This window comes from Acinetobacter sp. 789_lipA, assembly GCF_058242845.1.
The window spans coordinates 3041040-3066558 of sequence record NZ_JBZAYS010000001.1 but is presented as its reverse complement, the minus strand read 5'-3'; the positions used below and the strand labels follow the sequence as shown (position 1 = coordinate 3066558).

At 41.4% G+C, this 25519-nt stretch carries 28 protein-coding genes; 14 read left to right on the top strand and 14 right to left on the bottom strand.

Annotated elements, in window-relative coordinates; genetic code table 11:
• Positions 1–28: 28 nt before the first annotated feature.
• Together AC4CUZ_RS15130 and AC4CUZ_RS15125 are read right to left on the bottom strand one after the other, a co-directional pair.
• Positions 29–487 (bottom strand): peroxiredoxin, encoded by a 459-nt coding sequence (locus tag AC4CUZ_RS15130; RefSeq protein ID WP_004693838.1) that lies wholly within the window; start codon positions 485–487, stop codon positions 29–31.
• A gap of 9 nt (positions 488–496) precedes the next feature.
• Complete coding sequence (locus AC4CUZ_RS15125; RefSeq protein WP_004693835.1) at positions 497–1189, bottom strand: Dph6-related ATP pyrophosphatase; 693 nt, start codon at positions 1187–1189, stop codon at positions 497–499.
• Between the two features lie 114 nt (positions 1190–1303).
• On the opposite strand from AC4CUZ_RS15125, the gene AC4CUZ_RS15120 reads away from it, so the two are divergent.
• A protein-coding gene (locus AC4CUZ_RS15120) for an IS3 family transposase (protein ID WP_115613872.1) occupies positions 1304–2541 on the top strand; the annotation gives its coding sequence in 2 pieces (ribosomal slippage) (positions 1304–1640 and positions 1640–2541; 1239 coding nt in all).
• A gap of 50 nt (positions 2542–2591) precedes the next feature.
• Here the strand turns inward: AC4CUZ_RS15120 and AC4CUZ_RS15115 are convergent.
• The 4 genes from AC4CUZ_RS15115 to dapD all read right to left on the bottom strand — a co-directional run bounded on the left by AC4CUZ_RS15115 (position 2592) and on the right by dapD (position 5355).
• Positions 2592–2999, bottom strand: coding sequence for a hypothetical protein (locus tag AC4CUZ_RS15115; RefSeq protein ID WP_004693833.1), 408 nt, complete (start codon positions 2997–2999; stop codon positions 2592–2594).
• A 16-nt stretch (positions 3000–3015) separates the two neighbouring features.
• Complete coding sequence (queC, locus tag AC4CUZ_RS15110) at positions 3016–3684, bottom strand: 7-cyano-7-deazaguanine synthase QueC (RefSeq protein ID WP_004693831.1); 669 nt, start codon at positions 3682–3684, stop codon at positions 3016–3018.
• A gap of 43 nt (positions 3685–3727) precedes the next feature.
• Positions 3728–4438 carry a 7-carboxy-7-deazaguanine synthase QueE gene (gene queE, locus AC4CUZ_RS15105; RefSeq protein ID WP_151836257.1) on the bottom strand — a complete coding sequence of 237 codons (711 nt, stop codon included), beginning with the start codon at positions 4436–4438 and terminating at the stop codon, positions 3728–3730.
• A 95-nt stretch (positions 4439–4533) separates the two neighbouring features.
• On the bottom strand, positions 4534–5355 hold the full coding sequence (gene dapD, locus AC4CUZ_RS15100; protein ID WP_490747893.1) for a 2,3,4,5-tetrahydropyridine-2,6-dicarboxylate N-succinyltransferase: 822 nt from the start codon (positions 5353–5355) through the stop codon (positions 4534–4536).
• A 304-nt stretch (positions 5356–5659) separates the two neighbouring features.
• Between dapD and carO the strand changes: the two genes are divergently transcribed.
• Positions 5660–6412: an ornithine uptake porin CarO gene (gene carO / locus AC4CUZ_RS15095; protein WP_490747892.1), complete on the top strand. Its 753-nt coding sequence runs from the start codon at positions 5660–5662 to the stop codon at positions 6410–6412.
• Between the two features lie 55 nt (positions 6413–6467).
• On the opposite strand, the gene AC4CUZ_RS15090 is transcribed toward carO, so the two are convergent.
• The 7 genes from AC4CUZ_RS15090 to AC4CUZ_RS15060 form a co-directional block, all read right to left on the bottom strand.
• Positions 6468–7664, bottom strand: a complete 1197-nt coding sequence (locus tag AC4CUZ_RS15090) for an outer membrane protein transport protein (protein ID WP_490747891.1) — start codon at positions 7662–7664, stop codon at positions 6468–6470.
• A 189-nt stretch (positions 7665–7853) separates the two neighbouring features.
• Positions 7854–8777: a CysB family HTH-type transcriptional regulator gene (locus AC4CUZ_RS15085; RefSeq protein WP_490747890.1), complete on the bottom strand. Its 924-nt coding sequence runs from the start codon at positions 8775–8777 to the stop codon at positions 7854–7856.
• A 57-nt stretch (positions 8778–8834) separates the two neighbouring features.
• Positions 8835–9896 carry a sulfate/molybdate ABC transporter ATP-binding protein gene (locus AC4CUZ_RS15080; RefSeq protein ID WP_004693820.1) on the bottom strand — a complete coding sequence of 354 codons (1062 nt, stop codon included), beginning with the start codon at positions 9894–9896 and terminating at the stop codon, positions 8835–8837.
• Between the two features lie 12 nt (positions 9897–9908).
• Entirely contained in the window at positions 9909–10790 is an 882-nt protein-coding gene (cysW, locus tag AC4CUZ_RS15075) for a sulfate ABC transporter permease subunit CysW (RefSeq protein WP_490747889.1), read from the bottom strand.
• Entirely contained in the window at positions 10787–11620 is an 834-nt protein-coding gene (gene cysT / locus AC4CUZ_RS15070) for a sulfate ABC transporter permease subunit CysT (protein WP_004693816.1), read from the bottom strand. Before cysT ends, cysW begins: the two co-directional genes overlap by 4 nt.
• Before the next feature lie 85 nt (positions 11621–11705).
• Positions 11706–12311, bottom strand: a complete 606-nt coding sequence (locus tag AC4CUZ_RS15065) for an RBBP9/YdeN family alpha/beta hydrolase (RefSeq protein ID WP_490747888.1) — start codon at positions 12309–12311, stop codon at positions 11706–11708.
• 37 nt (positions 12312–12348) lie between these two features.
• Entirely contained in the window at positions 12349–13359 is a 1011-nt protein-coding gene (locus tag AC4CUZ_RS15060; RefSeq protein WP_490747887.1) for a sulfate ABC transporter substrate-binding protein, read from the bottom strand.
• A 164-nt stretch (positions 13360–13523) separates the two neighbouring features.
• On the opposite strand from AC4CUZ_RS15060, the gene pabC reads away from it, so the two are divergent.
• The 4 genes from pabC (at position 13524) to AC4CUZ_RS15040 (ending at position 16497) form a co-directional block, all read left to right on the top strand.
• A complete protein-coding gene (pabC, locus tag AC4CUZ_RS15055; protein WP_490747886.1) occupies positions 13524–14336 on the top strand; it encodes an aminodeoxychorismate lyase in 813 nt (270 codons plus the stop codon).
• A 55-nt stretch (positions 14337–14391) separates the two neighbouring features.
• Positions 14392–15393: an endolytic transglycosylase MltG gene (gene mltG / locus AC4CUZ_RS15050; protein WP_371746436.1), complete on the top strand. Its 1002-nt coding sequence runs from the start codon at positions 14392–14394 to the stop codon at positions 15391–15393.
• Positions 15394–15993 carry a dTMP kinase gene (gene tmk, locus AC4CUZ_RS15045; RefSeq protein WP_178927857.1) on the top strand — a complete coding sequence of 200 codons (600 nt, stop codon included), beginning with the start codon at positions 15394–15396 and terminating at the stop codon, positions 15991–15993. It begins immediately after the preceding gene.
• Positions 15994–16080: 87 nt separating this feature from the next.
• Positions 16081–16497: a PaaI family thioesterase gene (locus AC4CUZ_RS15040; RefSeq protein ID WP_178927858.1), complete on the top strand. Its 417-nt coding sequence runs from the start codon at positions 16081–16083 to the stop codon at positions 16495–16497.
• Between the two features lie 45 nt (positions 16498–16542).
• On the opposite strand, the gene nadB is transcribed toward AC4CUZ_RS15040, so the two are convergent.
• On the bottom strand, positions 16543–18177 hold the full coding sequence (gene nadB, locus AC4CUZ_RS15035; protein ID WP_125273086.1) for an L-aspartate oxidase: 1635 nt from the start codon (positions 18175–18177) through the stop codon (positions 16543–16545).
• Between the two features lie 229 nt (positions 18178–18406).
• Here nadB and AC4CUZ_RS15030 point away from each other — a divergent pair, with 229 nt between their 5' ends.
• From AC4CUZ_RS15030 to AC4CUZ_RS14995, 8 genes are all read left to right on the top strand, one after another.
• Positions 18407–19786, top strand: coding sequence for a Do family serine endopeptidase (locus AC4CUZ_RS15030; protein WP_004980546.1), 1380 nt, complete (start codon positions 18407–18409; stop codon positions 19784–19786).
• A gap of 111 nt (positions 19787–19897) precedes the next feature.
• Positions 19898–20374, top strand: a complete 477-nt coding sequence (locus AC4CUZ_RS15025) for an acyl-CoA thioesterase (RefSeq protein ID WP_058869358.1) — start codon at positions 19898–19900, stop codon at positions 20372–20374.
• A gap of 145 nt (positions 20375–20519) precedes the next feature.
• A complete protein-coding gene (lepA, locus tag AC4CUZ_RS15020) occupies positions 20520–22337 on the top strand; it encodes a translation elongation factor 4 (protein ID WP_005399692.1) in 1818 nt (605 codons plus the stop codon).
• 20 nt (positions 22338–22357) lie between these two features.
• Positions 22358–23185, top strand: coding sequence for a signal peptidase I (gene lepB, locus AC4CUZ_RS15015; protein ID WP_489774010.1), 828 nt, complete (start codon positions 22358–22360; stop codon positions 23183–23185).
• A 21-nt stretch (positions 23186–23206) separates the two neighbouring features.
• Positions 23207–23581, top strand: a complete 375-nt coding sequence (locus AC4CUZ_RS15010; RefSeq protein ID WP_004693667.1) for a DUF4845 domain-containing protein — start codon at positions 23207–23209, stop codon at positions 23579–23581.
• On the top strand, positions 23553–24245 hold the full coding sequence (rnc, locus tag AC4CUZ_RS15005) for a ribonuclease III (protein ID WP_281963391.1): 693 nt from the start codon (positions 23553–23555) through the stop codon (positions 24243–24245). Before AC4CUZ_RS15010 ends, rnc begins: the two co-directional genes overlap by 29 nt.
• A gap of 6 nt (positions 24246–24251) precedes the next feature.
• Complete coding sequence (gene era, locus AC4CUZ_RS15000) at positions 24252–25280, top strand: GTPase Era (protein WP_004693663.1); 1029 nt, start codon at positions 24252–24254, stop codon at positions 25278–25280.
• Between the two features lie 35 nt (positions 25281–25315).
• Positions 25316–25513, top strand: coding sequence for an NF038104 family lipoprotein (locus tag AC4CUZ_RS14995; RefSeq protein WP_004693662.1), 198 nt, complete (start codon positions 25316–25318; stop codon positions 25511–25513).
• The last annotated feature ends 6 nt before the right edge of the window (positions 25514–25519 follow it).

The window sequence follows — 25519 nt, the reverse complement described above, 5'->3', positions numbered from 1 at the left end:
AAAGCCCGCATCTGCGGGCTTATGTACATTAAGCTTGTAATGCTTTTAAGTCTTCTAAAACTTGTTCAGCATGTCCCGCAGCTTTTACCTTACGATACTCTTTAACCAGCTTACCGTTATGGAAAATAAAAGTTGAGCGCTCAATACCCATCACTTTTTTACCATACATATTTTTTTCTTTAATCACATCAAAGTGTTTACACAGCACTTCTTCTTTGTCGCTAATTAAATTAATGGTTAAAGCCTGCTTTTCTGTAAAATTCTGGTGCGCTTTAACCGAGTCACGTGAAACACCAATGATTGTGGTTTGTAGGGCATCGAACTGATCTTTTAAACATGAAAAACCAACGGCTTGAGTTGTGCAACCAGGCGTTGAATCTTTCGGGTAAAAATACACAATCAGCCACTCAGTCGGCACTTCAGTTAAGTTCACTTCACCCGTTGTGGCTGGAAAGTTCTGATTTGGAAGTTGGATGGTATCAGTCATGTTCTATCCTTAAATGTCGCATTGTTCTAATTCAAGTGGTAAAAAGGCATAATTTTCGTGATACAGAATATCACCTTTAACGACCGAAAGTGGATGTTTGAAAATTGGGCCATCAATCACCGTGGTGTGGAATTCACCCGCTTCGCCGCATGGATCAATGCCTCTTGCAACAAGTTCATCGACATATTCAAGGCTAAGTACTTGACCTAAGTCTTCAACTTTCATGCCTAAGTTTAAGTTGACAGTAACGATGATGCTTTGAAATCCAAGTCGAATAAACTCATGCACAATGTCTAAACGTGGACATTGCCATAGTGGCATACATAAACTGAGCTTACTTTTATCACACACAGATTGATTCCATTCAGCATGTGCCATTAAATCAATATCGCCTGTGACTAAGGTTTCTGCTCCAAGAGCTTGAGCTTTTCGTAACAGTTGAATGAACTGGTTTTCATAGTCTTGCCACGTTGCAGAGGCACTGTAGATGGGAAGTCCAATTGCTTTTGCCTGCGCATGAATAATATCGAGAGACATCCCATGTGAGCGTGATTTCAGACCTTGCTCTTCTAACATGACAATTAATGCAACAGGTTCACCCATTTGCATAGCTTGGTATAAAGCAAGGCTGCTGTCTTTTCCACCACTATATGACGCAACAAATTTGCGATTTTGGGCGCGTGTATTCCATTCGGTGAGCATATTTTCAGGTTCTATCTATTTTGAACATATAAAAAAGCCTGCATAGAGCAGGCTTCATTCACATTCAGTGTGTCCCGTCCTGAAATAAGTTTACACCTTTAAGAGGCTTATTTTATGGAACATGAACGAGAACAAAGAGTTAAACGTACACAAGGTGATTATAGCTTTGCCTTTAAAATGATGGTTGTACATGAAGTAGAAAAAGGGCAAATTACTTATAAACAAGCTCAGGCAAAATATGGTATTCAAGGAAGATCAACTGTGCTGGTATGGTTACGCAAGCACGGACAACAGGACTGGACTTCGAATATGCCGCCTTCTTCTAAACGCCAATTAACACCCCAACAACGAATCCGCCAATTAGAAAAGCAGTTAGCCGCAGAAAAGCTTAAAACTGAATTTATTCAGGATGTGATTTATCACATTGATAAAGAATGTGGGACTGATCTTGGAAAAAAGTATACCGAGCACGTTTCAAAGATTGGCAAAGCCAAAGAGGACTAAGCGTTTCACGTTATTGTCAGTGGTTGGGAATCACCCGACAAGCTTATTATCAAGCAGAAAAACGTGCTCAAATGACTGCACAAGCAACTGAACAAATACTTGAGTTGGTTATGGAATATCGTTGTCTCATGCCAAGTATCGGAACACGTAAGTTGTATTGGCTTATTAAAGGCAAATTGTTGCAGCGTGGTTTAAAGTGTGGACGGGATCAGTTATTTAAAATATTGAAAGAGCATAATTTATTGATTCGCCCCAAGCGTCGCTATACAAAAACTACGGATAGCAAGCATTGGATGAAGAAGCATCCAAATTTATTAAAGGATTATTCAGCAGTGCAAGCCAACGAAGTCTTTGTTAGTGATATTACTTATGTTGAGAGTGCTGAAGGCGTACATTATTTATCATTGGTGACAGATGCTTATACCCGTCAGATTAAAGGTTATAAGTTATCGAATGATATGCGTGCGGAGAATGTTATGCAGGCTCTACATATGGCGATGCAGCATGTGACGGATCGAGCGACTAGGATGATTCATCATTCAGACAGAGGCTCTCAGTATTGCTCTGAGCTATATCAATCGGCATTGCACCATTATGGGATATGTCCTTCCATGACAGATGGATACCTTGCGAAACAGTGTTTCTCATATCAAAATGCATTAGCAGAGCGGATTAATGGAATATTAAAGCAGGAGTTTTTAACTACACGATGTCAAACCATGAAGGAGTTAGATCACTTAATTACGGAATCTATCATGATTTATAATTGCTATAGACCACATTTAAGTTTAAATATGAACACCCCGAATCAGATGTATGAGCAAACTAAAACCGAGCTAATTGCTTAACTCGGTTTGAAGTGGAATACTGTCAATCTATTTCAGGACAAGACAGTGAATTATTTTTTCGGAGCAGCTTTCATTGCTTCTTCAGTTAAAGATTTTAATTTACCTGTTAACTGTGGACCGAAACATGTTTGCAAGTCTTTATTTTGCTTTTGTACAAAAGCTAAAGTAGATGGGCTTTTCTTTTGGTTGATCGCACTTTGGATTTCCCATTTTTGTGCATTGGTCAACTTACCATCAGCTTCAACTGCACAAGTACAGTATTTGCTTACTTCTGCTGCGCTAAGCTTTTTGCTTTTTGCAGTTTCTTCTTTACAAACATTAATTAATGCCGATTTTACATTGCTGCTTTTATACGCTTCTTGTAATTTGTTCGATTCAGCAGCATTTGAAGCTGTAGCGAACAATGCAGCTGCAGACACCAATGTAGAAAGCAAAATGTTTGATTTTAAATTTTTCATAAACTGTACCTTGTCGTTACGGTATATAACGCGTTGGGTCTGTTACGCCAGCATCTGCAAAACCTTCTTTACGAAGACGGCAGCTGTCGCATTTCCCACAAGCACGTCCTTGGTCATCTGCTTGGTAGCAAGACACCGTTTGACTATAGTCTACGCCATGTTCTATACCTAAGCGAATAATATTTGCTTTGGATAAATGTAACAGAGGTGTTTCAAATTTAAGAGGTTTTCCTTCAACGCCAACCTTGGTTGCAAGGCGAGCCATGTTGGCAAATGCCTCAATAAATTCAGGTCGACAGTCAGGATACCCTGAATAATCAACAGCATTAATACCAATCACAATGGCTTCGGCATCTAAAACTTCTGCTGCTGCTAGGGCATAAGATAAGAAAATCGTGTTACGTGCTGGAACATAAGTTACAGGAATACCGACTTGTTCATGATCTGGAACATCAATGCTATGGTCTGTTAACGCAGAACCGCCCAAATTACCTAAATCGATATTAATGACACGATGTTCTACGCCTGCTTTTTTTGTCAGTTCGCGTGCGGCATCGAGTTCAGTGGTAGAGCGTTGACCATACATAAAGCTCAGCGCTGTACAGTCATACTGTGCTTGCGCCCATGCTAAACAAGTTGTTGAGTCTAAACCGCCAGATAACAAAACTATGGCACGAGGGCGCATACAAATTTCTCCAAATATAAATTAAAGATGAATAGGCAATGTATTAGCGACCAGTTTCGTCATTCCAAAGCAACTTGTGGAGTTGGAGTTGGAAGCAAACAGGGAGATGGTCTTCTAATATCCATTGCGCTAAGTCACGTGCAAGTTGAGGTAAACGAGCAGCACCTTTCTCAACTGCAAAAGCAGGAGAGAACCATACTGTGCTGACTTTTTCATTGAGTTTATAGTTTTCAACTTGCTGTTTTGACCACTCATAATCCTCACGGTTACAAATTACAAACTTGATTTGATCGTGCTGGGTTAAATGGTCGAGATTCGAAAGCAAATTTCGTGCAACTTCACCTGAAGTTGGGGTTTTCAAATCTAATACTTTTGAAACACGTGGGTCAACCTTAGACACATCTAAAGCGCCACTGGTTTCTAAAGAGACTGCACAGCCGAGGTCAGCAAGACGTTGCATTAAAGGCAACGCATTGGGCTGTGCAAGAGGTTCACCACCTGTCACACAGACATAAGGGGTTTTAAAATCAAGCGTGGTTTGAATAATCTGATCTAAAGATTGACGTTCGCCACCTTCAAACGAGTAGGTCGTATCGCAGTAGGTACAACGTAGTGGACAACCCGTTAAACGAATAAAAACTGTTGGCAGTCCTGAGGTGTTGGCTTCTCCTTGCAAAGAATAAAAGATCTCCGTGATACGTAGACCCGCAGAAGGATCAGAAACAGGGATAGCAGAAGATCGAAGCGTATTCATAGCAAAATTAAACCACAGGTTAGAAAAACAAAAATCTCTACGGCTAGTCTTAACCGTAGAGATGAGGAACTTGAGTTCCGCACGACAACGAAAAATTATTCGTCGCGTAGTAAATCGTTCAAGCTCGTTTTAGAACGTGTTTGTGCATCTACTTTTTTCACGATGATTGCAGCATACAGGCTGTAAGTACCGCATTTAGAAGGTAAGCTACCTGCAACTACAACAGAACCTGCTGGTACACGACCATAGTGAATTTCGCCAGTTGCACGGTCAAAAATCTTAGTCGATTGACCAATGAACACGCCCATCGAAATCACAGAACCTTCTTCTACGATCACGCCTTCTACGATTTCAGAACGTGCACCGATGAAGCAGTTGTCTTCAATAATCGTTGGGTTTGCTTGAAGTGGCTCAAGAACACCACCAATTCCTACACCACCAGATAAGTGAACGTTTTTACCAATTTGAGCACATGAACCAACAGTTGCCCATGTGTCAACCATGGTGCCTTCGTCAACATATGCACCAATGTTGACATAAGAAGGCATTAACACCACGTTTTTCGCTTGGAAAGAGCCTTTACGTGCAACCGCAGGAGGAACAACACGTACGCCAGCCGCTTTAAACTGTTCTTCAGTCCAACCTGTAAATTTGGTATCTACTTTGTCGTAGAATTGAAGGTCACATGACTCAATTGGTTTGTTGTCATTTAGTTTGAATGATAAAAGCACAGCTTTTTTCACCCATTGATGAACAACCCACTCACCATTAATTTTTTCAGCAACGCGCAATGTGCCGTTATCTAAACCTGCAATTGCTTGTTCAACTGCTTGGCGAATTTCAGCAGGGCAATCTGCTGCTGTAAAATTAGCACGGTCTTCAAATGCTTGTTCAATAATTGTTGAAAGCTGCGACATCGATGTTCTTACCAGAAAAAAATTTTCCTGATTTTACACTATATTGAGACAGGAATAGATAAAATTTAGAACAACTTGGAGTTTATCCTTGGCTAGATAAAGCAAGTCAAGTTGAGCGCTAAATTGTTGAAGTTTTGAAAATAAAAGCTTTTGCAATAAACAATAAAAATAAATTTGTATCAAAAAATAACATAAACCTAGCACATCTTGCATAGATACTGAACGCATTATGCTCTATAATATTTCACATGAAAAACGAACGAATGAAAATTCATCAAAAAGCTTTAGTTTGAGGAGAAACCCAATGAAAACTTTACATACAATTCTAGCCGCTTCGGTATTGGCAGCAGCTACAGGTTCTGCAATGGCAGATACAGCTGTGGTACAAGATGGTTATGCGTTTGATCGTAACCAACTCATTCCAACAGGCGTACGTGCTGAAGTCGGTACAACAGGTTATGGCGGTGCCTTACTTTGGACTGCAAACCCATATGTGGGCTTAGCGCTGGGTTATAACGGTGGTGATATTTCTTGGTCGGATGATTTATCAGTCAATGGCTCAAAGTATGACTTAGACATGGACAATAACTTGACCTATTTAAATGCTGAGATCCGTCCGTGGGGTGCAAGTGCTAACCGTTGGGCTCAAGGCGTTTATGTCGCTGCTGGTGTTGCTTACTTGGATAATGAATATGGTTTGACTAAAAATGTTGGTAGCAATAGTTTAGTAAAAGTGAATGGTGAACGATTCACTACAAATTCTACTCAAAGCGCCAAAATTGATGGTACGATGAACTACGATAATAATATCTCACCATATTTAGGCTTTGGTTTAAATGCACCAGTATATAAAAATATTGGTTTATTTGGTGAGGTAGGTGCTTATTATACAGGCAATCCAACAGTTAGCTTAAAAACATCTGGTGATGATCAAATCATTGGTCACAAGGGTAATACATTAAAAAGTGCTGTTGAAAAAGAGCAACGTGATATTGAAAACAAAAGTAAGTATGAGTGGATGCCAGTGGCTAAAGTGGGTGTGAGCTACCATTGGTAATTCAAGTCAGTGTTTGAATGAACAAAAAAACGAGTTTCGGCTCGTTTTTTGTGTTTTAAAAGCGGTGTGCTAATTTCAAGTGATAAACCCAAGCCTCACGTTGTTCGAGTGAAGAAAAACTTGAAATTTGCGTGATGAATGACTGTGGTTGTACCGTGTCTGGCTTAGTAAAGTGCAAATAATGCAGACCCGCAATCATAAACGTTTTGGGGGTGAAGTGATAAACCGCGCCCGTACCCACACCAACATAGCCGTCTACAGGGTTTAAGCTTGAGGCAGGATTACCCGCACCAGAATCCCACAATCCTTCCACCGCAGTGATCCATTTGGATGACCATTGATGGGCAACCCCCAAACGGGTCGACCATTGATTTTTTTGGTAATCAATCAGGTTGAACTGATTACCTAGTCCTTCAGATTGCAGAATTGCAGCAAATTGAGTGGGTTGAATTTTAAAATCTTGCCAATTGACCCATCGCAATGATCCGTACAGAAAATTTTGTGCAGGTAAACCGGTGTGAAAATCTAAATTCACCGATTCTGGGGTCTGAATTTCCGTTGCTTGTTGTGGTGCAATCTCTAAAGGAAATCCCCAAATACTTTCGCTTGCATTGGTCCTGTGTTTGATTTTAGAGCGATAAGTGATTGCTGTATTAAATGCATATTCAGGGATTTGGTAGCTTAGACCTGCTAACCAACCCCACGCATGATCTTTGGGAAAATGTGCGTGATAATCAAAAAAGGTATAGTCAACTTGTGTACCAATTTTCAGATCACCTGAAAATGACTGGTAACTTAGACCTGTAAAGAGGTTCCAATGTTGTGTGGGTTGGTAGCCGATTAGCGCTGTGATATTTCTTGAGTCAAACTTAATATCTGCATTTTCTATAGGTAAGGGTTCACCTGAAAGAATAGGACTATAGTGATAATCCACATCAACAAAATAAGGTTGGTCAAATAATAACGCCACAGAAATTTGTGGATGGGGTTGTAATTTTAATGCAGCTTGGATGAAGTGTTGATGATTGACTAAATTGCCTGTTGAAAAATCTTGAACGCCTAATTCCGCAATATTTTGTTGATGCTGGACCTGACCTGAAATATTGGGATCTACTTGGAGCAAAGCAACTTCCGCATAATTACCTTTTTCAAATAATGCATGTACCGATTGAGCGCTACGTTCTAAAGCTGCGGCAGAGGCATAACTTAGCGGCAGGACATACAGCAATCCGACAAAAATGTGAAATTTCATGTTGCGTCCTTGGTCTAAATTATAGAATCGTGTTTAAAATCAAATTAAGTTTTTTATTTTTGATTATATTTTATTCATTTTTCTTATGAATTAAAATCATTATTTTGATTATTTCTAGGTGTATAGAATAAGCAAGAGTTTTGCTAAAGATCAAAAAAGAGAGCCTAGGCTCTCTTATGTATTGCGGTTTTATTCTTCGGGATAGGCTATACGTTTTAAAGCTTTAATATCGGCATTTGGTGCACATAAAGAAATAAACTCATAGCCATAGCCACGTAGTAAATGTCCTTTGCGAACCGCAATCCATGTGGTGTTTAGCCCAAAAATATCAGTTGGAATTTGTTTTAAACGGTAGTCACGCTCAACGTCATAGGCCACATTATTGACAATACCAACACCCATATTAAGCTCAACATAGGTTTTAATCACATCGGCATCTAAAGCAGACATTACGATGTCGACATCTACACCTGCATCTTCAAAAGCTTTGTCAATTTTTGAACGGCCTGTGAAACCGCCGTGATAGGTAATCAGTGGATATTCCGCCAAGTCTGCAATACTAATATTTTGTTTGCTTGCCAGTGGGTGATTTTGCGGGGTAATAATACTGTGCTGCCAATTATAGAACGGCACGCTAGCCAGATTGTCCTCAGTGGTGAGTGACTCAGTTGCAATACCAATATCAGCTTCACCTTGTAGAAGCATTTCGGTAATTTCAATAGGGCTGGCTTGCTGCAAAATAAGATGAACCTTTGGAAACTCTTTTTTGAATTGATTAACAATCGGCGGTAGCACATAACGCGCTTGCGTATGTGTAGTTGCAATCGTCAAAGTGCCTTCATCGACACGGTTAAAATCATCTGCAAGACGTTTAATATTGTCTGCGTCGACCAACATGCGTTCAACAATGCCCAGTAGTGCTTGACCTGGTTCAGTTAAACCCAGTAAGCGTTTCCCTTTACGAATAAAAAGCTGTACGCCTAATTCATCTTCTAGGTCTTTGATGTGCTTACTGACGCCTGACTGAGAGGTATATAGTGCAGCAGAGGCTTCGGTGAGGTTGAAGTTTTGTCTCACCGTTTCTCGAATAATTCTGAGTTGTTGAAAGTTCATAGTTTTGGATCTCTTTTATGATGAATGAGGCATTCAACATGCCCCATTCAATTGGTCTTAAGCCGCAGGTTTTGCAAATAAATGCAAGTTTGATGGGCTTAACCATACCGTTTGATTAGGTCTAAATTGGTGTAATTTTGCTTCTTCAGAAGTCAGTGAGATTTCAATCAGTTTGCCTTGGCGATCATGGAGCTCTGCAACCACTTTGCCCGCGATCCATAATTCTCGAACGAACGTTGCTTGGATGGCATTGTCTTGCGGCTGTGCATGGATCCTTAATTCATCTGGACGGGCAAAGGCAATCACGTCGCCCGAAGGTGCATTACGTAAAGAATCTAATTGAATACGGTCTTCACCAATTTGGATCGTCCCTGCGTTATTTTGGCCTTCGAAACGGTTCGCTTGACCTAAGAAGTCAAACACAAATGGCGTTGCTGGCTTTTCATAAACCTCGCGGGGTGATCCAATTTGCTCAACATTCCCTTTATTCATCACAATGATTTGATCCGCGACTTCTAAAGCTTCTTCTTGGTCATGCGTTACAAAGATAGAGGTGATATGAAGTTCATCATGCAAAGTACGTAACCAACGACGGAGCTCTTTACGTACTTTTGCATCCAAAGCACCAAAAGGTTCATCTAGTAACAGTACGCGTGGTTCAACTGCCAAAGCACGTGCCAGTGCAATACGTTGACGTTGACCGCCAGAAAGTTGAGCTGGGTAACGATCTGCCAAGAACCCCAATTGGACTAAGTCCAGTAAACGCGTGACACGTTTTTTAATCTCAGCTTCAGATGGGCGTGTTGCACGTGGGCGAACGCGGAGACCAAAGGCGATATTGTCAAATACGGTCATATGGCGAAACAAGGCATAGTGCTGAAATACAAAGCCAACTTCACGTTCACGTACGTGTACATTGGTTGCATCTTCACCTTCCAAGATGACTTGACCGCCATCTGCGGACTCAAGTCCCGCAATAATACGAAGCAGGGTGGTTTTACCACAGCCTGATGGGCCGAGTAATGCAACCAATTGACCATCAGGAAAATCGAGAGAAATGTTATTCAGCGCATGGAACGCACCAAAGTGTTTTTCAATATTTTTAACTTGAATACTCATGAGGTCATTCCTTTAAATTGTTGAATTATTATGTTTGTTTTGCTTTTCTTGGCGAATCTCAACCCATGTTTTTAAAACTAGAGTCACAATCGCTAAAAGCGCCAAGAGGGAAGACACAGCAAAAGCCGCACTGAAGGTATATTCGTTATAGAGAATTTCGACATGTAAAGGCAAAGTATTGGTTTCACCACGAATATGACCTGAAACGACCGATACCGCACCAAATTCACCCATTGCACGTGCATTACACAGAATGACGCCGTAAATTAAACCCCATTTGATGTTGGGTAGGGTTACTTTCCAGAAGGTTTGCCAGCCTGATGCACCCAGTACAATAGCAGCTTCTTCTTCTTCCGTACCTTGAGCTTCCATGAGCGGAATAAGTTCACGTGCAACAAAAGGAACGGTGATAAAGATCGTTGCTAATACAATGGCAGGAACGGCATACAAAATTTTGATGTCGTTATCCATGAGCCAACTACCAAACCAACCTTGCGTACCAAAAATCAGTACCAGCATTAAGCCCGCGATAACAGGGGATACTGAAAATGGCATATCAATAATTGTGGTTAAGATGGATTTACCACGGAAGTTAAATTTGGCCACACACCAAGCTGCTGCAACACCAAATACCACATTTAGTGGAACTGCAATCACCGCGGTTAATAAAGTGAGTTTGACTGCGGAGAGCGTGTCTGGATGAACCAAGGCTTGTGCATAGACACCGACCCCTTGTTTAAAGGCCTCAACGAACACCAAAATCAGCGGTAAGATCAAACAGCTCAAAAAGAACAGCAGAGCAATCGTAATCAGGGTGTAGCGAACCCAAGTTGGCTCACGTGTTGCATCACGCGATTGTAGCTTTTCAGCAAGCGCATTACTGTTGATATTCATCGTGCTGTTCTCCCTGTACGACGGCTTGCCCATGCTTGTAACAAGTTAATCAGGAATAAAATGGCAAAAGACAGTACCAACATGACGACTGCAATCGTGGTTGCACCTGCATAGTCATATTCTTCTAGGCGCGAAATAATCATGAGCGGTGCAATTTCTGTTTTAAACGGTTGGTTCCCGGCAATAAAGATCACTGAACCGTATTCACCGACGCCGCGTGCAAAGGCAAGTGCGAAACCGGTGATGAGTGCTGGAAATAAAATCGGTAAAATCACTTTGGTCACAATCTGTAAACGGTTGGCACCTAATGCTGATGCTGCTTCTTCTAACTCTGTTTCCAAGTCACTGAGAACAGGTTGCACAGTCCGCACCACAAAAGGAATACCAATAAAAATCAGTGCCAATGTAATACCAATTGGGGTATAGGCCACTTGAATCCCTAAAGGCTCAAGATACTGACCGATCCAACCTGTAGGCGCATAAAGCGAGGTGAGTGCAATACCTGCAACCGCGGTGGGTAAGGCAAACGGCAAGTCGACCAAGGCATCTACAATGCGTTTACCCGGAAAACGATAACGAACCAGACACCACGCTAGAAGGAGACCAAAAACCACATTAATAAACGCGGCGATCAGGGCTGTACTAAAACTGAGCTGCAAAGATTTTAAAATACGTTCTGAACTTAAAATTTCCCATAAACCATCCCAACCAATGCCTAAAGATTTAATGAAAACAGCGGACAATGGAATAAGAACGATTAATGACAAATATGCTAGGGTAAAGCCTAGAGAAAGACCAAATCCTGGCAGCACTCGGGATCGCTGCGACATGATTACTCCTCAAAGAGAGAAAGCTGACCTAAAAAGAGTCAGCTCAAATAAAACTGAATTTCGGCACAAGTATCATTTACAGCGTTTAAATTGCAAATTTAAATAAATACTTGCTTTCATTGTAAAAACTAATGTTTTTTAGCACACTTTCTGAAATCAAAAAATCATAAATTTCAGGGAATGGTCCAAAACCTGACGCAACATTAATATGTCCGACTTGCCCCAAGTTCTTAGGCCTAATTTTCCATGCTTTTGCCAGTTGCAGCGCATCTTGAAAATTAAGCCAAGGATCATTTTCACTGATGATCATTTGGGTGGGAACTTGCAGCTTGAGTTGGTGGAAATATTGTTGATAGTCATTTTGGCTATCACGAGCAAAGCCAGCATCACCAAAGCGAGCAGGGTTAGCTGGTGCAACCAGAACTAAATTTTTGATTTTTTGATTTAGTTCAGGATGCTGTGCTAAAGCAGCGACTGTCGTTAGACAGCCAAAACTGTGCGCCACAATTTGAATCGGTTCCTGAATGGCTTGAACCGTTTTGACAAATTGTTCAATCCACTCATGGAGTACGGGTTTATTCCAATCCTGCTGCTGTACACGAGAGCATGACTTGAGCTGACGTTGTAACCACGATTGCCAGTGGTCATGTTCACTCCCACCCACGCCCGGTACAATTACAGTATGAATCATGTCGATGCTCCCTTACAGCTATTTACTGGACTCGGTTTTATTTCGTCGTATTGGCTTTCACAATTTGGTCAAATACACCACCATTTTCAAAGTGCTGTTTTTGTACCTTGGTCCAACCACCAAATTCTTTATCAATGGTCACCAACTTCAACGGTTTGAATGTGGCTGCATATTTTTTCAAGACAGTTGCATTACGTGGGCGATAGAAGTTTTTCGCCGCAATTTCCTGTCCAGCAGGTGAATATAAATAGTTGAGATATGCTTTCGCCAGATTCAGATTGCCGTCTTTTTCCGCATTTTTTTCAACAATGGCAACGGGTGGTTCTGCCAAAATAGATAGCGAAGGCGTCACGATTTCAAACTTACCCGGTTGTTCACGGATTGCTAAGTGCGCTTCGTTTTCCCATGCTAAGAGAACATCACCGATACCGCGTTCAGCAAAAGTTGTGGTTGCGCCACGTGCACCTGAATCCAGTACTTTGGTATTTTTATAAATTTTACGCACGAATTCTTGTGCTTTTGCATCGTTACCCGCAGGTTGATGTTTCGCCCAAGCCCAAGCTGCTAAGTAGTTCCAGCGTGCACCACCTGATGTTTTTGGATTTGGTGTAATAATGCCAACACCCGGCTTAACGAGGTCACCCCAGTCTTTAATGCCTTGAGGGTTACCTTTACGGACGAGGAACACGAGAGTTGAAGTATATGGTGTCGAGTTATTGGGTAATTTCTTTTGCCAGTTGGTCGGTAAAAGTTTTGCTTTTTCAGCAATCACATCGATATCTGCTGCAAGTGCAAGTGTCACAACATCTGCACCTAAACCATCAATCACTGAACGAGCTTGTTTACCCGAGCCGCCGTGAGACTGTTTAAAGTTGATGTCTTGTCCTGTGCGTTGTTTCCAATAAGCGCCAAACTGTTTGTTGACGTCTTCATAGAGTTCGCGTGTTGGATCATACGACACGTTAAGGAAATCTTTTGCTGCAACACCAAAAGATGTGACTGAAACTAGCGCTGCTAGTACCCCAATTTTTAACTTAGATAAGCTCATGTGAGACCTCAAATTTTAAACGTTTTTAAACATGAGGCAAGAATACTGCGAGTCTTATTGCTAAAAAAATAATAAAAAATGAATTTTATATGAATAAAAAAGAAAAAGAGTTCTGCCTAGAATTCATTAAACTAAAGCAGAAAATTGTTTCAGGGTAGATTGGCATGCATTGCTATAAAAATGCACAAGAAATCAAACAAATAGAATTATTAGATCGTGCATTTCACTATGGAGATGGTTGTTTTAGTACAGCGCGTATCCGTGAGGGTGTGATCGAACTAGAGCCTCTACACATAGCGCGCTTGAAATTGGCCTGTGAAAGACTGTTGTTGTCAGCAGATTTAGCCTTTATTCAGCACAGCATCGTGCAATTAAAGCAAACCCATGCACACTTAAACGGCACGCTGAAAATTATTATTAGTCGGGGTGAAGGGCAGCGCGGTTATAGTTTGCCCACACAGCCTGCTGACGTTTGGATTTTTTTCTATCCGCAAGCATCAGAGGCTTTTACATACAGCGAAATTGATTCAGGGATACTGCAACATGCGATGGGGTTAAGTATGCCGCAAATGGTGGGTGTGAAAAGCTTAAACCGTTTAGAGCAAGTCTTACTCAAGCATGAAGCAGAACAGCACGGTTGGTTGGAAGCTTTGGTCACAGATGTGCAAGGTTCTGTCGTTGAAGGTGTGAGTAGTAATTGTTTCATTCTGCTAAATGATCGATGGATTAGTCCCGAACTTCGTTATAATGGCGTGCACGGTGTCATGCGTGCCGAAATATTGGCACGGATGCAGCAACAAGGGATTAGCTGTGAGCTGAGAATGATTGATATGGAAGAGATTCCACGCTTTCAAAGTTTATTTTTCTGCAATGCCTTGAGTCCTATGAAAATAGCCAAAAGTTTGAATCATCAGCATTTAGATGTTCAGCCGTGTATAGATTTGTTCCATCGTCTTCAACTTAATCAGATGCAGTAGTATGTCCGCAGCCAAAACCAAGTCGAAAAAGAAAACGCAACCACCCCAACGCAAAATGAAAGGGGTGTTATTGATTGCTGTGAGCATCATTGTTTTATTGATGATTGTACTGTGGTCGAGTTTATTTAAATCCTATCCTGTTGAGGGTAAAAAGCAGTTATTGGCAATTAACTCTGGCGATACCTATTCCGGTTTTATTGACCGCTTAGCCAAAGAAGACATGGCTAGTTTTCCTATTATTTTAAAGCTTTACCAAAAAATATTTATTCATGACACGTTGAAAGCCGGTGTTTACGAAGTGCGTGAAGGTATGAGCATTCGCCAAGTTTTGGATATGATTTCCAATGTCGATAATGCCGAGATGAACCGTATATTGGTGATTGAGGGGACGACCTTTAAACAGCTGATCGAGGCGTTGAAAAAGGATGCATTGGTTAAAAAGGAAGTCTCCAATTTACCCATGGATCAGCTTTTAAAAGCATTAGATATTCCGTATACGCATGCTGAAGGACTTTTTGCCCCCGATACTTACTTCTTCGCCAAAGGGGAGTCAGACAAAAAAATCTTAACGGATTTATACAAACGCCAAATGAAAGCTTTAGATGAAGCGTGGGCAAACCGTGCGGCAAATTTGCCGTATAAAGACAAATATGAAGCCCTGATCATGGCCTCTATCATTGAAAAAGAAACCAATGTTGACCGCGAACTGGAGCAAGTTTCAGGTGTGTTTGCGCGTCGTCTTCAACTCGGCATGCGTTTGCAAACGGATCCGACCGTGATTTATGGCATGGGCGATAAATATACAGGCAATATTACCCGCCAAGACTTGCGTACTCCAACGGCCTATAATACTTATACCATCAATGGTTTACCTCCTACGCCAATTGCTTTACCAAGTAAAAAAGCCATTGAAGCTACCATGCACCCAGATAACAGTAAAAACATCTACTTTGTTGCAACGGGCAATGGTGGGCACACATTTAGTGAGACTTTAGAGCAGCACAACCAAGCTGTAAAAGAGTATCTCAGTGTTTTAAAAACCAAGAAGGATGAATAGATGTTTATTAGTTTTGAGGGCACAGAAGGTGTCGGTAAAACCACACTGATTCGCAAAATTTATGAGCATCTAGAACAACAAGGTCAGCAGGTTGTTTTAACGCGTGAGCCAGGTGGTACACCGATGGCTGAGCAAATTCGTTCGCTACTATTGTCTGTCAATCATGAAGAGTCGATGTCGAATGATACTGAACTGCTACTGATGTACGCGGCTCGCGCACAGCATTTACAACAAGTGATCATGCCTGCTTTAACGGAATATAAAACTGTATTGTGTGACCGTTTTACCGATGCCAGCTTTGCTTATCAATGTGCAGGACGTGGTTTAAGCCAGTCGAAGCTGCAACTGCTGAATGAAAATTTTGTCAGCCATATGCCAAATATTACATTTTGGCTCGATGCCCCGATTGAGACAGGCATGTCTCGTGCGCGGGAAAGGGGAGCTTTGGACCGTTTTGAACAAGAAAAAGTCACTTTCTTTGAAAAAGTTAGAGCAGGTTATCAGCAGTTATGGGAACAATATCCTGAGCGGGTTAAACGCTTGGATGCAACACAGTCACCCGAGCAGGTTTTTGCACAAGCGTTGCAATACTTAAACTAAAAATAAGCCTGAAAAGTTATTTCAGACTGTAGTGAAATGCATTTTTCTTTTATAGTCAGTGACAAAGGACTGTATGTTGAAGGAAAAATGAAAAGTAACTTAACTGAGATTGTGGCTTTTTTAGAAAAGGAATTTCCGCAAAGTTTAGAAAAATGTCGTATCGAATCTGTCACTGAGCGCGCAGCAACAGTTGTATATCAGGTCGATGAGCGCGATTTGAGACCGGGTGGAACGGTTTCAGGCTCAACCATGATGACTCTTGCAGACTATGCATTGTATATCGCCATTTTAGGGGAAATTGGGCTGGTCGGTTTAACCGTGACCACCAATTTATCGGTCAACTTTCTAAGTAAACCTGCAGCTTCAACAAATATCCGCGGTGAATGTAAGTTAATGAAAGTTGGCAAAGCATTGGTGGTTGGGGATGTGTGGTTGTATTCAGTGGGTAAGGATGAACCCATTGCACATGTGGTGGGAACTTATTCTATTCCACCCAAATCCTAAAAAATGTCTGAATAAAAAAGCCTGACGAATCAGGCTTTTTTTAAATTAGTTATTCACTAAAGGGGTTTCAACTTTAAAATTTAAAGGGGTGAGTACGGTTTTACGCAGTTCATTCGACAGTTCAGGGTAGTCTAAAGTGTAATGTAGCCCACGTGATTCTTTACGCTCCATAGCACAACGCACGATCATTTCAGAGACTAAAACCAAATTACGCAGTTCAATCAGATTTTTGCTGACTTGGTAATCTTGGTAATACTCGGTAATTTCTCGCTTCAACATTTCAATGCGGTGTAGCGCACGTTCAAGACGTTTCGTAGTACGCACAATGCCGACGTAGTTCCACATGGTTTGACGGAGTTCATCCCAGTTCTGCAAAATCACCACATCTTCATCAGGATTCATCACTTGCGAGTCATCCCAAGACGGAGCAGTTGGAGATTGGTAATTAGAATCAAAACTTTTTTCGATGTGCTCTGCTGCACTCATGCCATACACAAAACACTCTAACAGTGAGTTACTGGCCATACGGTTAGCGCCATGCAAACCTGTGTACGAGGTTTCCCCAATCGCATAGAGACCTGCAATGTCAGTTTGACTATGTTCATCAACCACCACACCGCCACAGGTATAGTGCGCAGCAGGAACAACAGGAATCATTTCCTTGGTAATGTCGATGCCGAGTTCAAGTAAGCGTGCGTATAAGGTTGGGAAATGTTCTTTAATAAAACTTTCGGGCTTATGGCTAATGTCGAGCCATACGTGACGAATTCCTAAGCGTTTGATTTCATAGTCAATAGCTCGCGCCACAATGTCACGTGGGGCAAGTTCTGCGCGTTCATCAAAGCGCAACATAAAGCGTTCGCCATCGGGTAAACGTAAATAAGCACCTTCACCACGCATTGCTTCAGTAATGAGGAAAGAGCGTGCTTGCGGGTGGTATAAACAGGTTGGGTGGAATTGGTTAAATTCCATATTGGCCACGCGGCAACCCGCACGAAACGCCATGGCAATACCATCGCCCGTTGCAATGTCTGGGTTCGAGGTATACAGATAGGCTTTCATGGCACCGCCACACGCCAGCGCGGTAAAAGGGGCTAAAAAGGTATGTACTTTTTCAGTCTTTTCATCGAGTGCATAGAGTCCTAATGCACGATTTTGTTCTTCCAAGCCCAGTTTTTGAGAGGTAATTAAATCGATGGCGATGTAATTCTCAAAAATGGTGATGTTGTCTTTTTCAATCGCACGCTCAACTAAGGTGGTTGAAATGGCACGACCTGTAGCATCTGCGGCATGAATAATACGGCGTTGAGAATGTCCACCTTCACGTGTTAGATGCAATTGTTCTTGATCATCAAGGGTAAACTGCACGCCGTGTTTCAGTAGAAAATCAACAGAAGGTTTACCGCCTTCAACGGTTTGCTTTACGGCTTCGGTCTCACACAAGTGAGCGCCCGCAATCATGGTGTCATCAATGTGCTGTTCGATGGAATCCGTTTCATCTAAAACAGCGGCAACGCCACCTTGTGCATAGAAGGTACTTGCATCGGTCAGGTTTGATTTTGCAAGAACAGCAATATTGAAATGTTGAGGCAACGATAAGGCCAAGCTCAGGCCTGCACCGCCACTTCCCACAATAATCACATCAAAATGATGTGTTGTGTTTAAATTAGACATGTCCATCAGCTAATTTGGAAAAAGTTCGCTAATGACAGCGCTTTTTTCACGAAAAGGCAAGGGTAAAATCTCTACAATTGATGGGAAATATAAATAAAGAACGTATTTTTTAAGCAAATTTTAAGCTCTTGTTTATACAAACATAATAGAACATATTATTACCCAAGACAGACAAAGATTATGCTAAAAACGCTAATACATAAATTGATAACAAACATATAGGTCAATACTTGATATGAAAAGTCGCGCGATACAAACTGGTTTTTTTGCTGTTGCATGCACAATGGCTGCGGTGCAAACACAAGCAGCACCTGTTGATTTCTCAAACTTAGTTGAGCAAGTTAGCCCTGCGGTAGTGAGTGTCAATGTGGTTAAAAAGATGACTCAAGAAGAGTTACTGCAGCAGCAAATACCTGAGATTTTGAAGCGTTTTTTTGGTAATCAAGTCATTATTCCGCAGCAGCAAGCGCCGCAAGAAAAAACGGCTTATGGCAGCGCATTTTTTATTAGTAAAGATGGGTATTTACTGACAAACCACCACGTCGTAGAAGATGCATCGAAAGTCACGATTATGTTTAATGACCGTCGTGAACTGGATGCAACTGTAGTAGGTAGTGATGAACGAACGGATGTGGCCCTGCTTAAGGTGAATGGTACGAATTTTCCATCACTCCGTGCTGGCAATGTTGATCAATTGCGTGTAGGTGAACCTGTGCTTGCGATAGGTTCACCGTTTGGTTTTGATTACTCGGCTTCGGCAGGAATCGTGAGTGCGAAAATGCGCAATATGATGGGGGAGACATCGGTACCCTTCATTCAAACCGATGTGGCTCTCAACCCAGGAAACTCAGGCGGTCCGTTATTCAACCAACAGGGTGAAGTGGTTGGGGTGAACTCGCGTATCTTCAGTGGTACGGGCGGTTATATGGGGCTGTCTTTCTCGATTCCAATTGATGTCGCAATGGATATTGCTGACCAACTTAAGAAAACCGGCAAAGTGACCCGTTCTTATTTAGGCTTCAATCTACAAGATCTAGACCGCAATTTGGCAGAGTCTTATAATTTGCCAAAACCTGAAGGTTCATTGATTACCAATGTTCAGCCGAATTCACCTGCGCAGAAAGCGGGACTAAAAGCAGGCGATATTATTTTAAAATTCAACGGAACGCCGATTTCACGTACCTCTGAGTTGTTGAACTATTTAAATCGTACCATGCCAAATCAAACGGTACAGCTTGAAGTACTGCGTGATGATAAAAAGCGTAATATATCGGCAACATTAACCACAGCACCAGATGATACACCTGCAAAATCAGATACAGTTACACAAAGTAAAGGGCCTGTGTTAGGTATTGCTATCCGAAATTTAGCACCTGCTGAATTGTCACAGCTCAATGTGAAAGGTGGTGTGTTAATTCAAGAAGTGAAACGTGGCGGTGCAGCAGCACAGTCAGGTATGGCGGCTGGTGATGTGGTCACTCACATTAATAATAAAGTCGTAAAAGACACCAATGATTTTGTCCAAGCGGCGTCTGAGTTGAAAAAAGGTCAGGTTGCCCGCGTTGGAATCATCCGACAAGGCACACCAGCCATTTTAGGGATGCGCATCCAATAAGCGAAAAAAACCACTCTTCGGAGTGGTTTTTTATTTTTTGCAATTTGATGATGTCTGTTATTTGCGTACACTGCCATCTTCATAAGGATATTTAGATTAAATAGAGTGTTTATGAGTAGTATTTTTGACTTAAGACTTCAGGTACAAGCAGAACATATCGACCAGTTAGGCCATGTGAATAACGTGGTTTATATGCATTGGATGCAGGATGTTGCAACAGCACATATTGATGCACTGGGTTTAGGCTTAAAAGAATATATCGAGTTAAAACATGCCATGGTTGCGGTTGAGCATCATGTACAGTACCGAAAAGCTGCATTTAAAGAGGATGAAATACTCTTACGCACATGGTTTGACGATATAAACGCATTATATTCATCGCGCCAATATGTGTTTTATAGACCCAAAGACAATAGCATTTTATTTGTTGCTCAAACTAAGTGGGCTTGCGTAGAGATTGAAACAGGACGCGCGAAACGTATGTCACCTAGTTTTACCCAAGCTTACCAACCGCTTGCAAAAGATGTGAATGCCTTAGATTTTTCAATGGATTATTCAAAAAGCCCAGTGAAAAGCGAAAACATGTAAAAAAGCGTCAGAGTTGTGAAAAGGAAGCGTATTAATATGGATACTTTAAAAAAACCATCTGTTATAATCCTTCGCAATTTCTATTCGGCTTTTGTTGTGCATCGAAATTTGTCTGCATAACGCTTCATTTTGTTCAAGGTAGCCCATGGCGCAAGCTAAAAAATCTGTTGATATTAAAAATATCCGTAATTTCAGTATTATTGCTCACATTGACCACGGGAAGTCAACGCTCGCTGATCGCTTTATTCAAACCTGTGGTGGTTTGCAAGATCGTGAAATGCAAGCACAAGTACTTGACTCCATGGAGCTTGAACGTGAGCGTGGTATTACCATTAAAGCTGCGTCGGTTACTTTGTATTACACTCATCCAAATGGTCAAGAGTATCAATTGAACTTTATTGATACACCAGGGCACGTCGATTTTTCATATGAAGTATCACGTTCATTGGCTGCCTGTGAAGGTGCATTGTTGGTTGTAGATGCTGCGCAGGGCGTGGAAGCTCAGTCGGTTGCGAACTGTTATACCGCAATTGAGCAAGGTCTCGAAGTCCTTCCTGTACTAAATAAAATTGATTTACCACAAGCTGAACCTGAACGTGTGATTCAAGAAATTGAAGACATTATTGGTATTGAAGCAACTGAAGCGCCAACTTGTTCGGCAAAAACAGGTCTTGGGATTGATAGCGTTTTAGAAACCCTTGTTAATGTCATTCCTGCACCTACTGGTGATCGTAACGCGCCACTACAAGCTTTAATTATCGACTCTTGGTTTGATAACTACTTAGGCGTGGTTTCTTTGGTACGTGTGAAAGAAGGTCGTGTGCGTAAGGGCGACAAGATGTTGATGAAATCAACAGGCCAAACGCACATCATTACTTCTGTGGGTATTTTCAATCCTAAGCATACTGAGACAGACATCCTTGAAGCGGGTGAAGTTGGTTTCGTAATTGCAGGGATTAAAGACATTTTTGGTGCGCCAGTGGGTGATACGATTACCCTTGCCAACACACCAGAAGTCAAAACCTTACCAGGCTTTAAAAAAGTGAAGCCGCAGGTGTATGCAGGTTTGTTCCCAATTGATTCAAGTGAATTTGAACCGTTTCGTGAAGCTTTGCATAAACTTCAGATCAATGACTCGGCGTTATTCTTTGAACCTGAAAGCTCAGATGCTTTAGGTTTTGGTTTCCGTTGTGGCTTCTTAGGCATGCTACATATGGAAATCGTGCAAGAGCGTTTAGAACGTGAGTATGATTTAGACCTCATTTCATCTGCACCAACTGTGATTTATGAAGCGGTGATGAAGAATGGTGAGACGATTTATATCGATAGCCCATCTAAAATGCCAGATGGTTCAACGGTCGAAGACTTACGTGAGCCGATTGCTGAGTGTCATATCCTTGTACCGCAAGAGTATTTAGGTAATGTCATGACTTTATGTGTGGAACGCCGTGGTGTTCAAAAAGACATGAAGTTTATGGCGAACCAAGTTTCAATTACCTTTGAAATTCCAATGGCGGAAGTGGTGATGGACTTCTTTGATAAATTGAAGTCGTGTTCACGTGGTTTTGCATCGCTCGATTATAACTTTGTACGTTTTGAAAGTTCATCATTGGTAAAAGTCGATGTTCTAATCAATGGCGATAAAGTCGACGCCTTGGCAATGATTTGTCACCGTCAAGACGCACGTCACCGTGGTATTGCATTGGTTGAAAAAATGAAAGATTTGATTCCACGTCAAATGTTTGATGTGGCAATTCAAGCGGCCATTGGCGCACAAATTATTGCTCGTTCAACCGTAAAGGCAATGCGTAAAAACGTATTGGCGAAATGTTATGGTGGTGACGTTTCTCGTAAGAAGAAACTGCTATCGAAGCAAAAAGAAGGTAAGAAACGTATGAAGCAAGTGGGAAGTGTAGAAATCCCACAAGAAGCGTTCTTGGCTGTGTTGAAAGTAGAAAGATAAAAAGGTAGGAATATAAGCCCATGGATTTTGATTTTAATTTGATACTTGTTCCTGTCACACTAATTTTCTTTTTGGTGTGGTTGCTCGATAAGTTTGTATTTAAACAACGAGCGACGAAAGGCAAGGGAAATGAAAATTTTGTCATTACGTGGGCTTATGATTTCTGGCCAGTCCTTGCGATTGTTCTATGCTTACGTTCATTCTTTTATGAACCTTTTAATATTCCTTCCGACTCGATGGTCCCGACTTTAGAAACTGGTGACTTCATCTTGGTCAATAAGTTTGACTATGGTGTGCGCCTACCGATTGTGAATAAAAAAGTGATTGATGTGGGTGAGCCTGAGCGTGGTGATGTGATTGTCTTCCGTTATCCACCGCAACCGACGATCAGCTATATCAAACGTGTAGTTGGTATTCCTGGCGATCACATTGTTTTTGATCATGGCCAATTAACCATTAATGGTCAAAAAATTGCTAAAGTTCCTGTTGAATTTAGTCGTGAAAAAGACCGTTTAGATACGCCTACTTCGATATATCATAAAGAAACGATTGGCAAGCATACCTTTACCATGCGTGAGTTAGAAGGTGTTAATGTTGCACGCCAAGCACCGTATATTAACTTTGTAGAAAATGGTAAATACTCTGCTGAAAATGGTTTATATTGGGAAGTGAAAATAAAAGAAGGTGAGTACTTTGCGATGGGGGATAATCGCGACCAAAGTGCTGACAGTCGTTTCTGGGGAATGGTTCCTGAACAGAACCTAACAGGTCGTGCATTTTATATTTGGATGCATAAAGAACCTGGCTTTAAGTTGCCGTCATTTAACCGTAACGGTAGCATTGACTAATATCGATTCGGAAAATAAAAAATGCGCAAGAATCAACAAGGGGCATCTTATATCGCCATTTTATTTGCAATCATGGGGTTTGCATTTATGGCGAAAGTGGCAATTGCAGTTTGGGCTCCCTATTTTGATGATCGGATGATCAATAGCCAAATTGAGGAAGTATTTCAAAGCAGCCCGAAAAATATTCAGCCCGCGGAGTTTGAGAGTCAGCTTTCAAAGCGTTTGGATATGAATGGCATTCGTGATGTGAAGATTAAAGAAATTATGCAAGTCACCAATACCGAAGGGTTGCAGGTGAAAAAGGAGTATGAGGTAAGAAAACCCTTCTTACTGAATATAGATTTAGTATTAAAGTTCGAGAAAAGTTTTGATCAAAGCTCAGTCCAAGCTAAGTGAAGCCCGCTTAGCGAGCCGTATCGGTTATCAGTTTAAACAACCTGAGTTACTTCAGCTTGCACTGACCCACCGATCGGTGAGCCACAAATACAACTATGAGCGCCTAGAGTTTCTAGGCGATTCTTTGTTAGGGATGATTATTGCGAATTATCTCTATAAAGCTTATCCGACTGAGAACGAAGGCCGTTTGACGCGTATGCGTGCAACCTTGGTTCGTCAGGAAGCTTTAGGTAAAATTGCAAATGATTTAAAACTGAGCCAGTCACTCATTTTAAGTACAGGTGAGTTGAAATCAGGTGGACATCATCGCGAGTCCATCCTTGCGGATACGGTTGAATCGATTATTGGTGCAATCTATGTGGATTGTAGTGATTTAATGGTGTTAGAGCCGATTGTGTTAAAATGGTACGAGCCATATTTAGACCATATCGAGCCAACCGATCAGCTTAAAGATCCTAAATCTCGTTTACAAGAATATCTTCAAGCACGAAAAAAAGCTCTCCCAGTTTATGATGTGGTTGATATTCAAGGTGATGCACCCAATCAGCATTTCAAAGTGGAATGTAAAGTGGATGGATTGTCCGTTGTAAGTGGTGAGGGCACCAGTCGCCGTTTTGCTGAACAAGCTGCTGCGGCGGATATTTTAAAACTTTTGGAGCAGTAATCTGCCATGTCAAATTCTTCCGATCACATCGATGCTGATCACGAGTCGCAAAGCGACAGTAATGATTTAATTAGCCAGTTTTTTAGCGAACAAGGCACAGAAATCCCAACGGATTTTCGTAGCGGCTTTGTGGCAATTGTCGGTCGTCCAAACGTAGGCAAGTCTACGTTGATGAACCATTTATTGGGTCAAAAATTATCGATTACTTCACGTAAGCCGCAAACTACGCGTCATAAAATTGTGGGGATTGACTCACGTGCAAAATCTCAAGCGGTCTTTGTTGATACACCAGGGATGCATAAAAAAGAAGTACGCGCCATCAACAAAATGATGAACCGTGCTGCGTCTTCTGCTTTGCGTGATGTCAACTTGGTATTGTTTGTTCTGGATGCAGACAAGTGGACTCAAAACGATGAACTCGTTTTGGAAAAACTCAAAAATGCAGAGATGCCAGTGATTCTAGTGATCAATAAAATTGATACACTTGAAAATAAAAACCATGCATTACCCTTGATTCAAGAGCGTGCAAAATTAATGAATTTTGCTGAGATTGTTCCTGTTTCTGCACTACGTGGTGCAAACTTAGACCATCTGCGCGATACCATTGAAAAATATTTACCTTTTCAACCACCGATGTATTCATTGGATCAATTGACAGATCGTTCTGAGCGTTTCTTGGCATCAGAAATTATCCGTGAAAAGATTATGCGTCAGTTGGGTGAAGAGCTACCTTATGATTTAACCGTGCAAATTGAGTCGTTTAAGACTGAAGAAGCAACGGTGAATGAAAAAACAGGTCGTCCTAAACCAGCATGTACATATATTGATGCAACGATTTTTGTAGACCGCCCAGGCCAAAAAGCGATTGTGATTGGTGAAAAAGGCGCTAAGCTTAAGAAAATTGGTATGGATGCCCGTATCGATATGGAAAAAATGTTTGAACAAAAGATCATGCTGACGCTTTGGGTTAAAGTGAAAGGCGGCTGGTCTGATGATGAACGTGCATTAAAAAGCTTAGGTTATAGCGATATCTAAGTTTTAAGAAAACAAATTTTTATAGGGATGGTGTTATGGTCAAAGTGTTCGCAGTAATGGCTTGTATGTTGTTTTTGCAAGGTTGTATACACAAGATCGTCACCGTTCCTGTAAAGATTGCGTATAAAACCACAAAAGGCGTGGTGAAAGGAACCGCAGCGGTGGTTGGTGCTGTTATCCCAGATGGGGATGATGAAGACAGTGAACAGAATGATAAAGATAAAAAAGATTAGTTAATT

What these genes read in the sequence shown, in the direction of transcription:
- pabC (WP_490747886.1), top strand. Translation starts at nt 13,524, where the DNA reads ATGCATTGCTATAAAAATGCACAAGAAATCAAACAAATAGAATTATTA.
- AC4CUZ_RS14995 (WP_004693662.1), top strand. Translation starts at nt 25,316, where the DNA reads ATGGTCAAAGTGTTCGCAGTAATGGCTTGTATGTTGTTTTTGCAAGGT.
- carO (WP_490747892.1), top strand. Translation starts at nt 5,660, where the DNA reads ATGAAAACTTTACATACAATTCTAGCCGCTTCGGTATTGGCAGCAGCT.
- AC4CUZ_RS15065 (WP_490747888.1), bottom strand. Translation starts at nt 12,311, where the DNA reads ATGATTCATACTGTAATTGTACCGGGCGTGGGTGGGAGTGAACATGAC.
- cysT (WP_004693816.1), bottom strand. Translation starts at nt 11,620, where the DNA reads ATGTCGCAGCGATCCCGAGTGCTGCCAGGATTTGGTCTTTCTCTAGGC.
- dapD (WP_490747893.1), bottom strand. Translation starts at nt 5,355, where the DNA reads ATGTCGCAGCTTTCAACAATTATTGAACAAGCATTTGAAGACCGTGCT.
- AC4CUZ_RS15085 (WP_490747890.1), bottom strand. Translation starts at nt 8,777, where the DNA reads ATGAACTTTCAACAACTCAGAATTATTCGAGAAACGGTGAGACAAAAC.
- tmk (WP_178927857.1), top strand. Translation starts at nt 15,394, where the DNA reads ATGTTTATTAGTTTTGAGGGCACAGAAGGTGTCGGTAAAACCACACTG.
- AC4CUZ_RS15080 (WP_004693820.1), bottom strand. Translation starts at nt 9,896, where the DNA reads ATGAGTATTCAAGTTAAAAATATTGAAAAACACTTTGGTGCGTTCCAT.
- AC4CUZ_RS15090 (WP_490747891.1), bottom strand. Translation starts at nt 7,664, where the DNA reads ATGAAATTTCACATTTTTGTCGGATTGCTGTATGTCCTGCCGCTAAGT.
- AC4CUZ_RS15030 (WP_004980546.1), top strand. Translation starts at nt 18,407, where the DNA reads ATGAAAAGTCGCGCGATACAAACTGGTTTTTTTGCTGTTGCATGCACA.
- AC4CUZ_RS15130 (WP_004693838.1), bottom strand. Translation starts at nt 487, where the DNA reads ATGACTGATACCATCCAACTTCCAAATCAGAACTTTCCAGCCACAACG.
- era (WP_004693663.1), top strand. Translation starts at nt 24,252, where the DNA reads ATGTCAAATTCTTCCGATCACATCGATGCTGATCACGAGTCGCAAAGC.
- AC4CUZ_RS15115 (WP_004693833.1), bottom strand. Translation starts at nt 2,999, where the DNA reads ATGAAAAATTTAAAATCAAACATTTTGCTTTCTACATTGGTGTCTGCA.
- AC4CUZ_RS15125 (WP_004693835.1), bottom strand. Translation starts at nt 1,189, where the DNA reads ATGCTCACCGAATGGAATACACGCGCCCAAAATCGCAAATTTGTTGCG.
- queC (WP_004693831.1), bottom strand. Translation starts at nt 3,684, where the DNA reads ATGCGCCCTCGTGCCATAGTTTTGTTATCTGGCGGTTTAGACTCAACA.
- AC4CUZ_RS15010 (WP_004693667.1), top strand. Translation starts at nt 23,207, where the DNA reads ATGCGCAAGAATCAACAAGGGGCATCTTATATCGCCATTTTATTTGCA.
- AC4CUZ_RS15040 (WP_178927858.1), top strand. Translation starts at nt 16,081, where the DNA reads ATGAAAAGTAACTTAACTGAGATTGTGGCTTTTTTAGAAAAGGAATTT.
- AC4CUZ_RS15060 (WP_490747887.1), bottom strand. Translation starts at nt 13,359, where the DNA reads ATGAGCTTATCTAAGTTAAAAATTGGGGTACTAGCAGCGCTAGTTTCA.
- mltG (WP_371746436.1), top strand. Translation starts at nt 14,392, where the DNA reads ATGAAAGGGGTGTTATTGATTGCTGTGAGCATCATTGTTTTATTGATG.
- nadB (WP_125273086.1), bottom strand. Translation starts at nt 18,177, where the DNA reads ATGGACATGTCTAATTTAAACACAACACATCATTTTGATGTGATTATT.
- cysW (WP_490747889.1), bottom strand. Translation starts at nt 10,790, where the DNA reads ATGAATATCAACAGTAATGCGCTTGCTGAAAAGCTACAATCGCGTGAT.
- lepB (WP_489774010.1), top strand. Translation starts at nt 22,358, where the DNA reads ATGGATTTTGATTTTAATTTGATACTTGTTCCTGTCACACTAATTTTC.
- queE (WP_151836257.1), bottom strand. Translation starts at nt 4,438, where the DNA reads ATGAATACGCTTCGATCTTCTGCTATCCCTGTTTCTGATCCTTCTGCG.
- AC4CUZ_RS15025 (WP_058869358.1), top strand. Translation starts at nt 19,898, where the DNA reads ATGAGTAGTATTTTTGACTTAAGACTTCAGGTACAAGCAGAACATATC.
- lepA (WP_005399692.1), top strand. Translation starts at nt 20,520, where the DNA reads ATGGCGCAAGCTAAAAAATCTGTTGATATTAAAAATATCCGTAATTTC.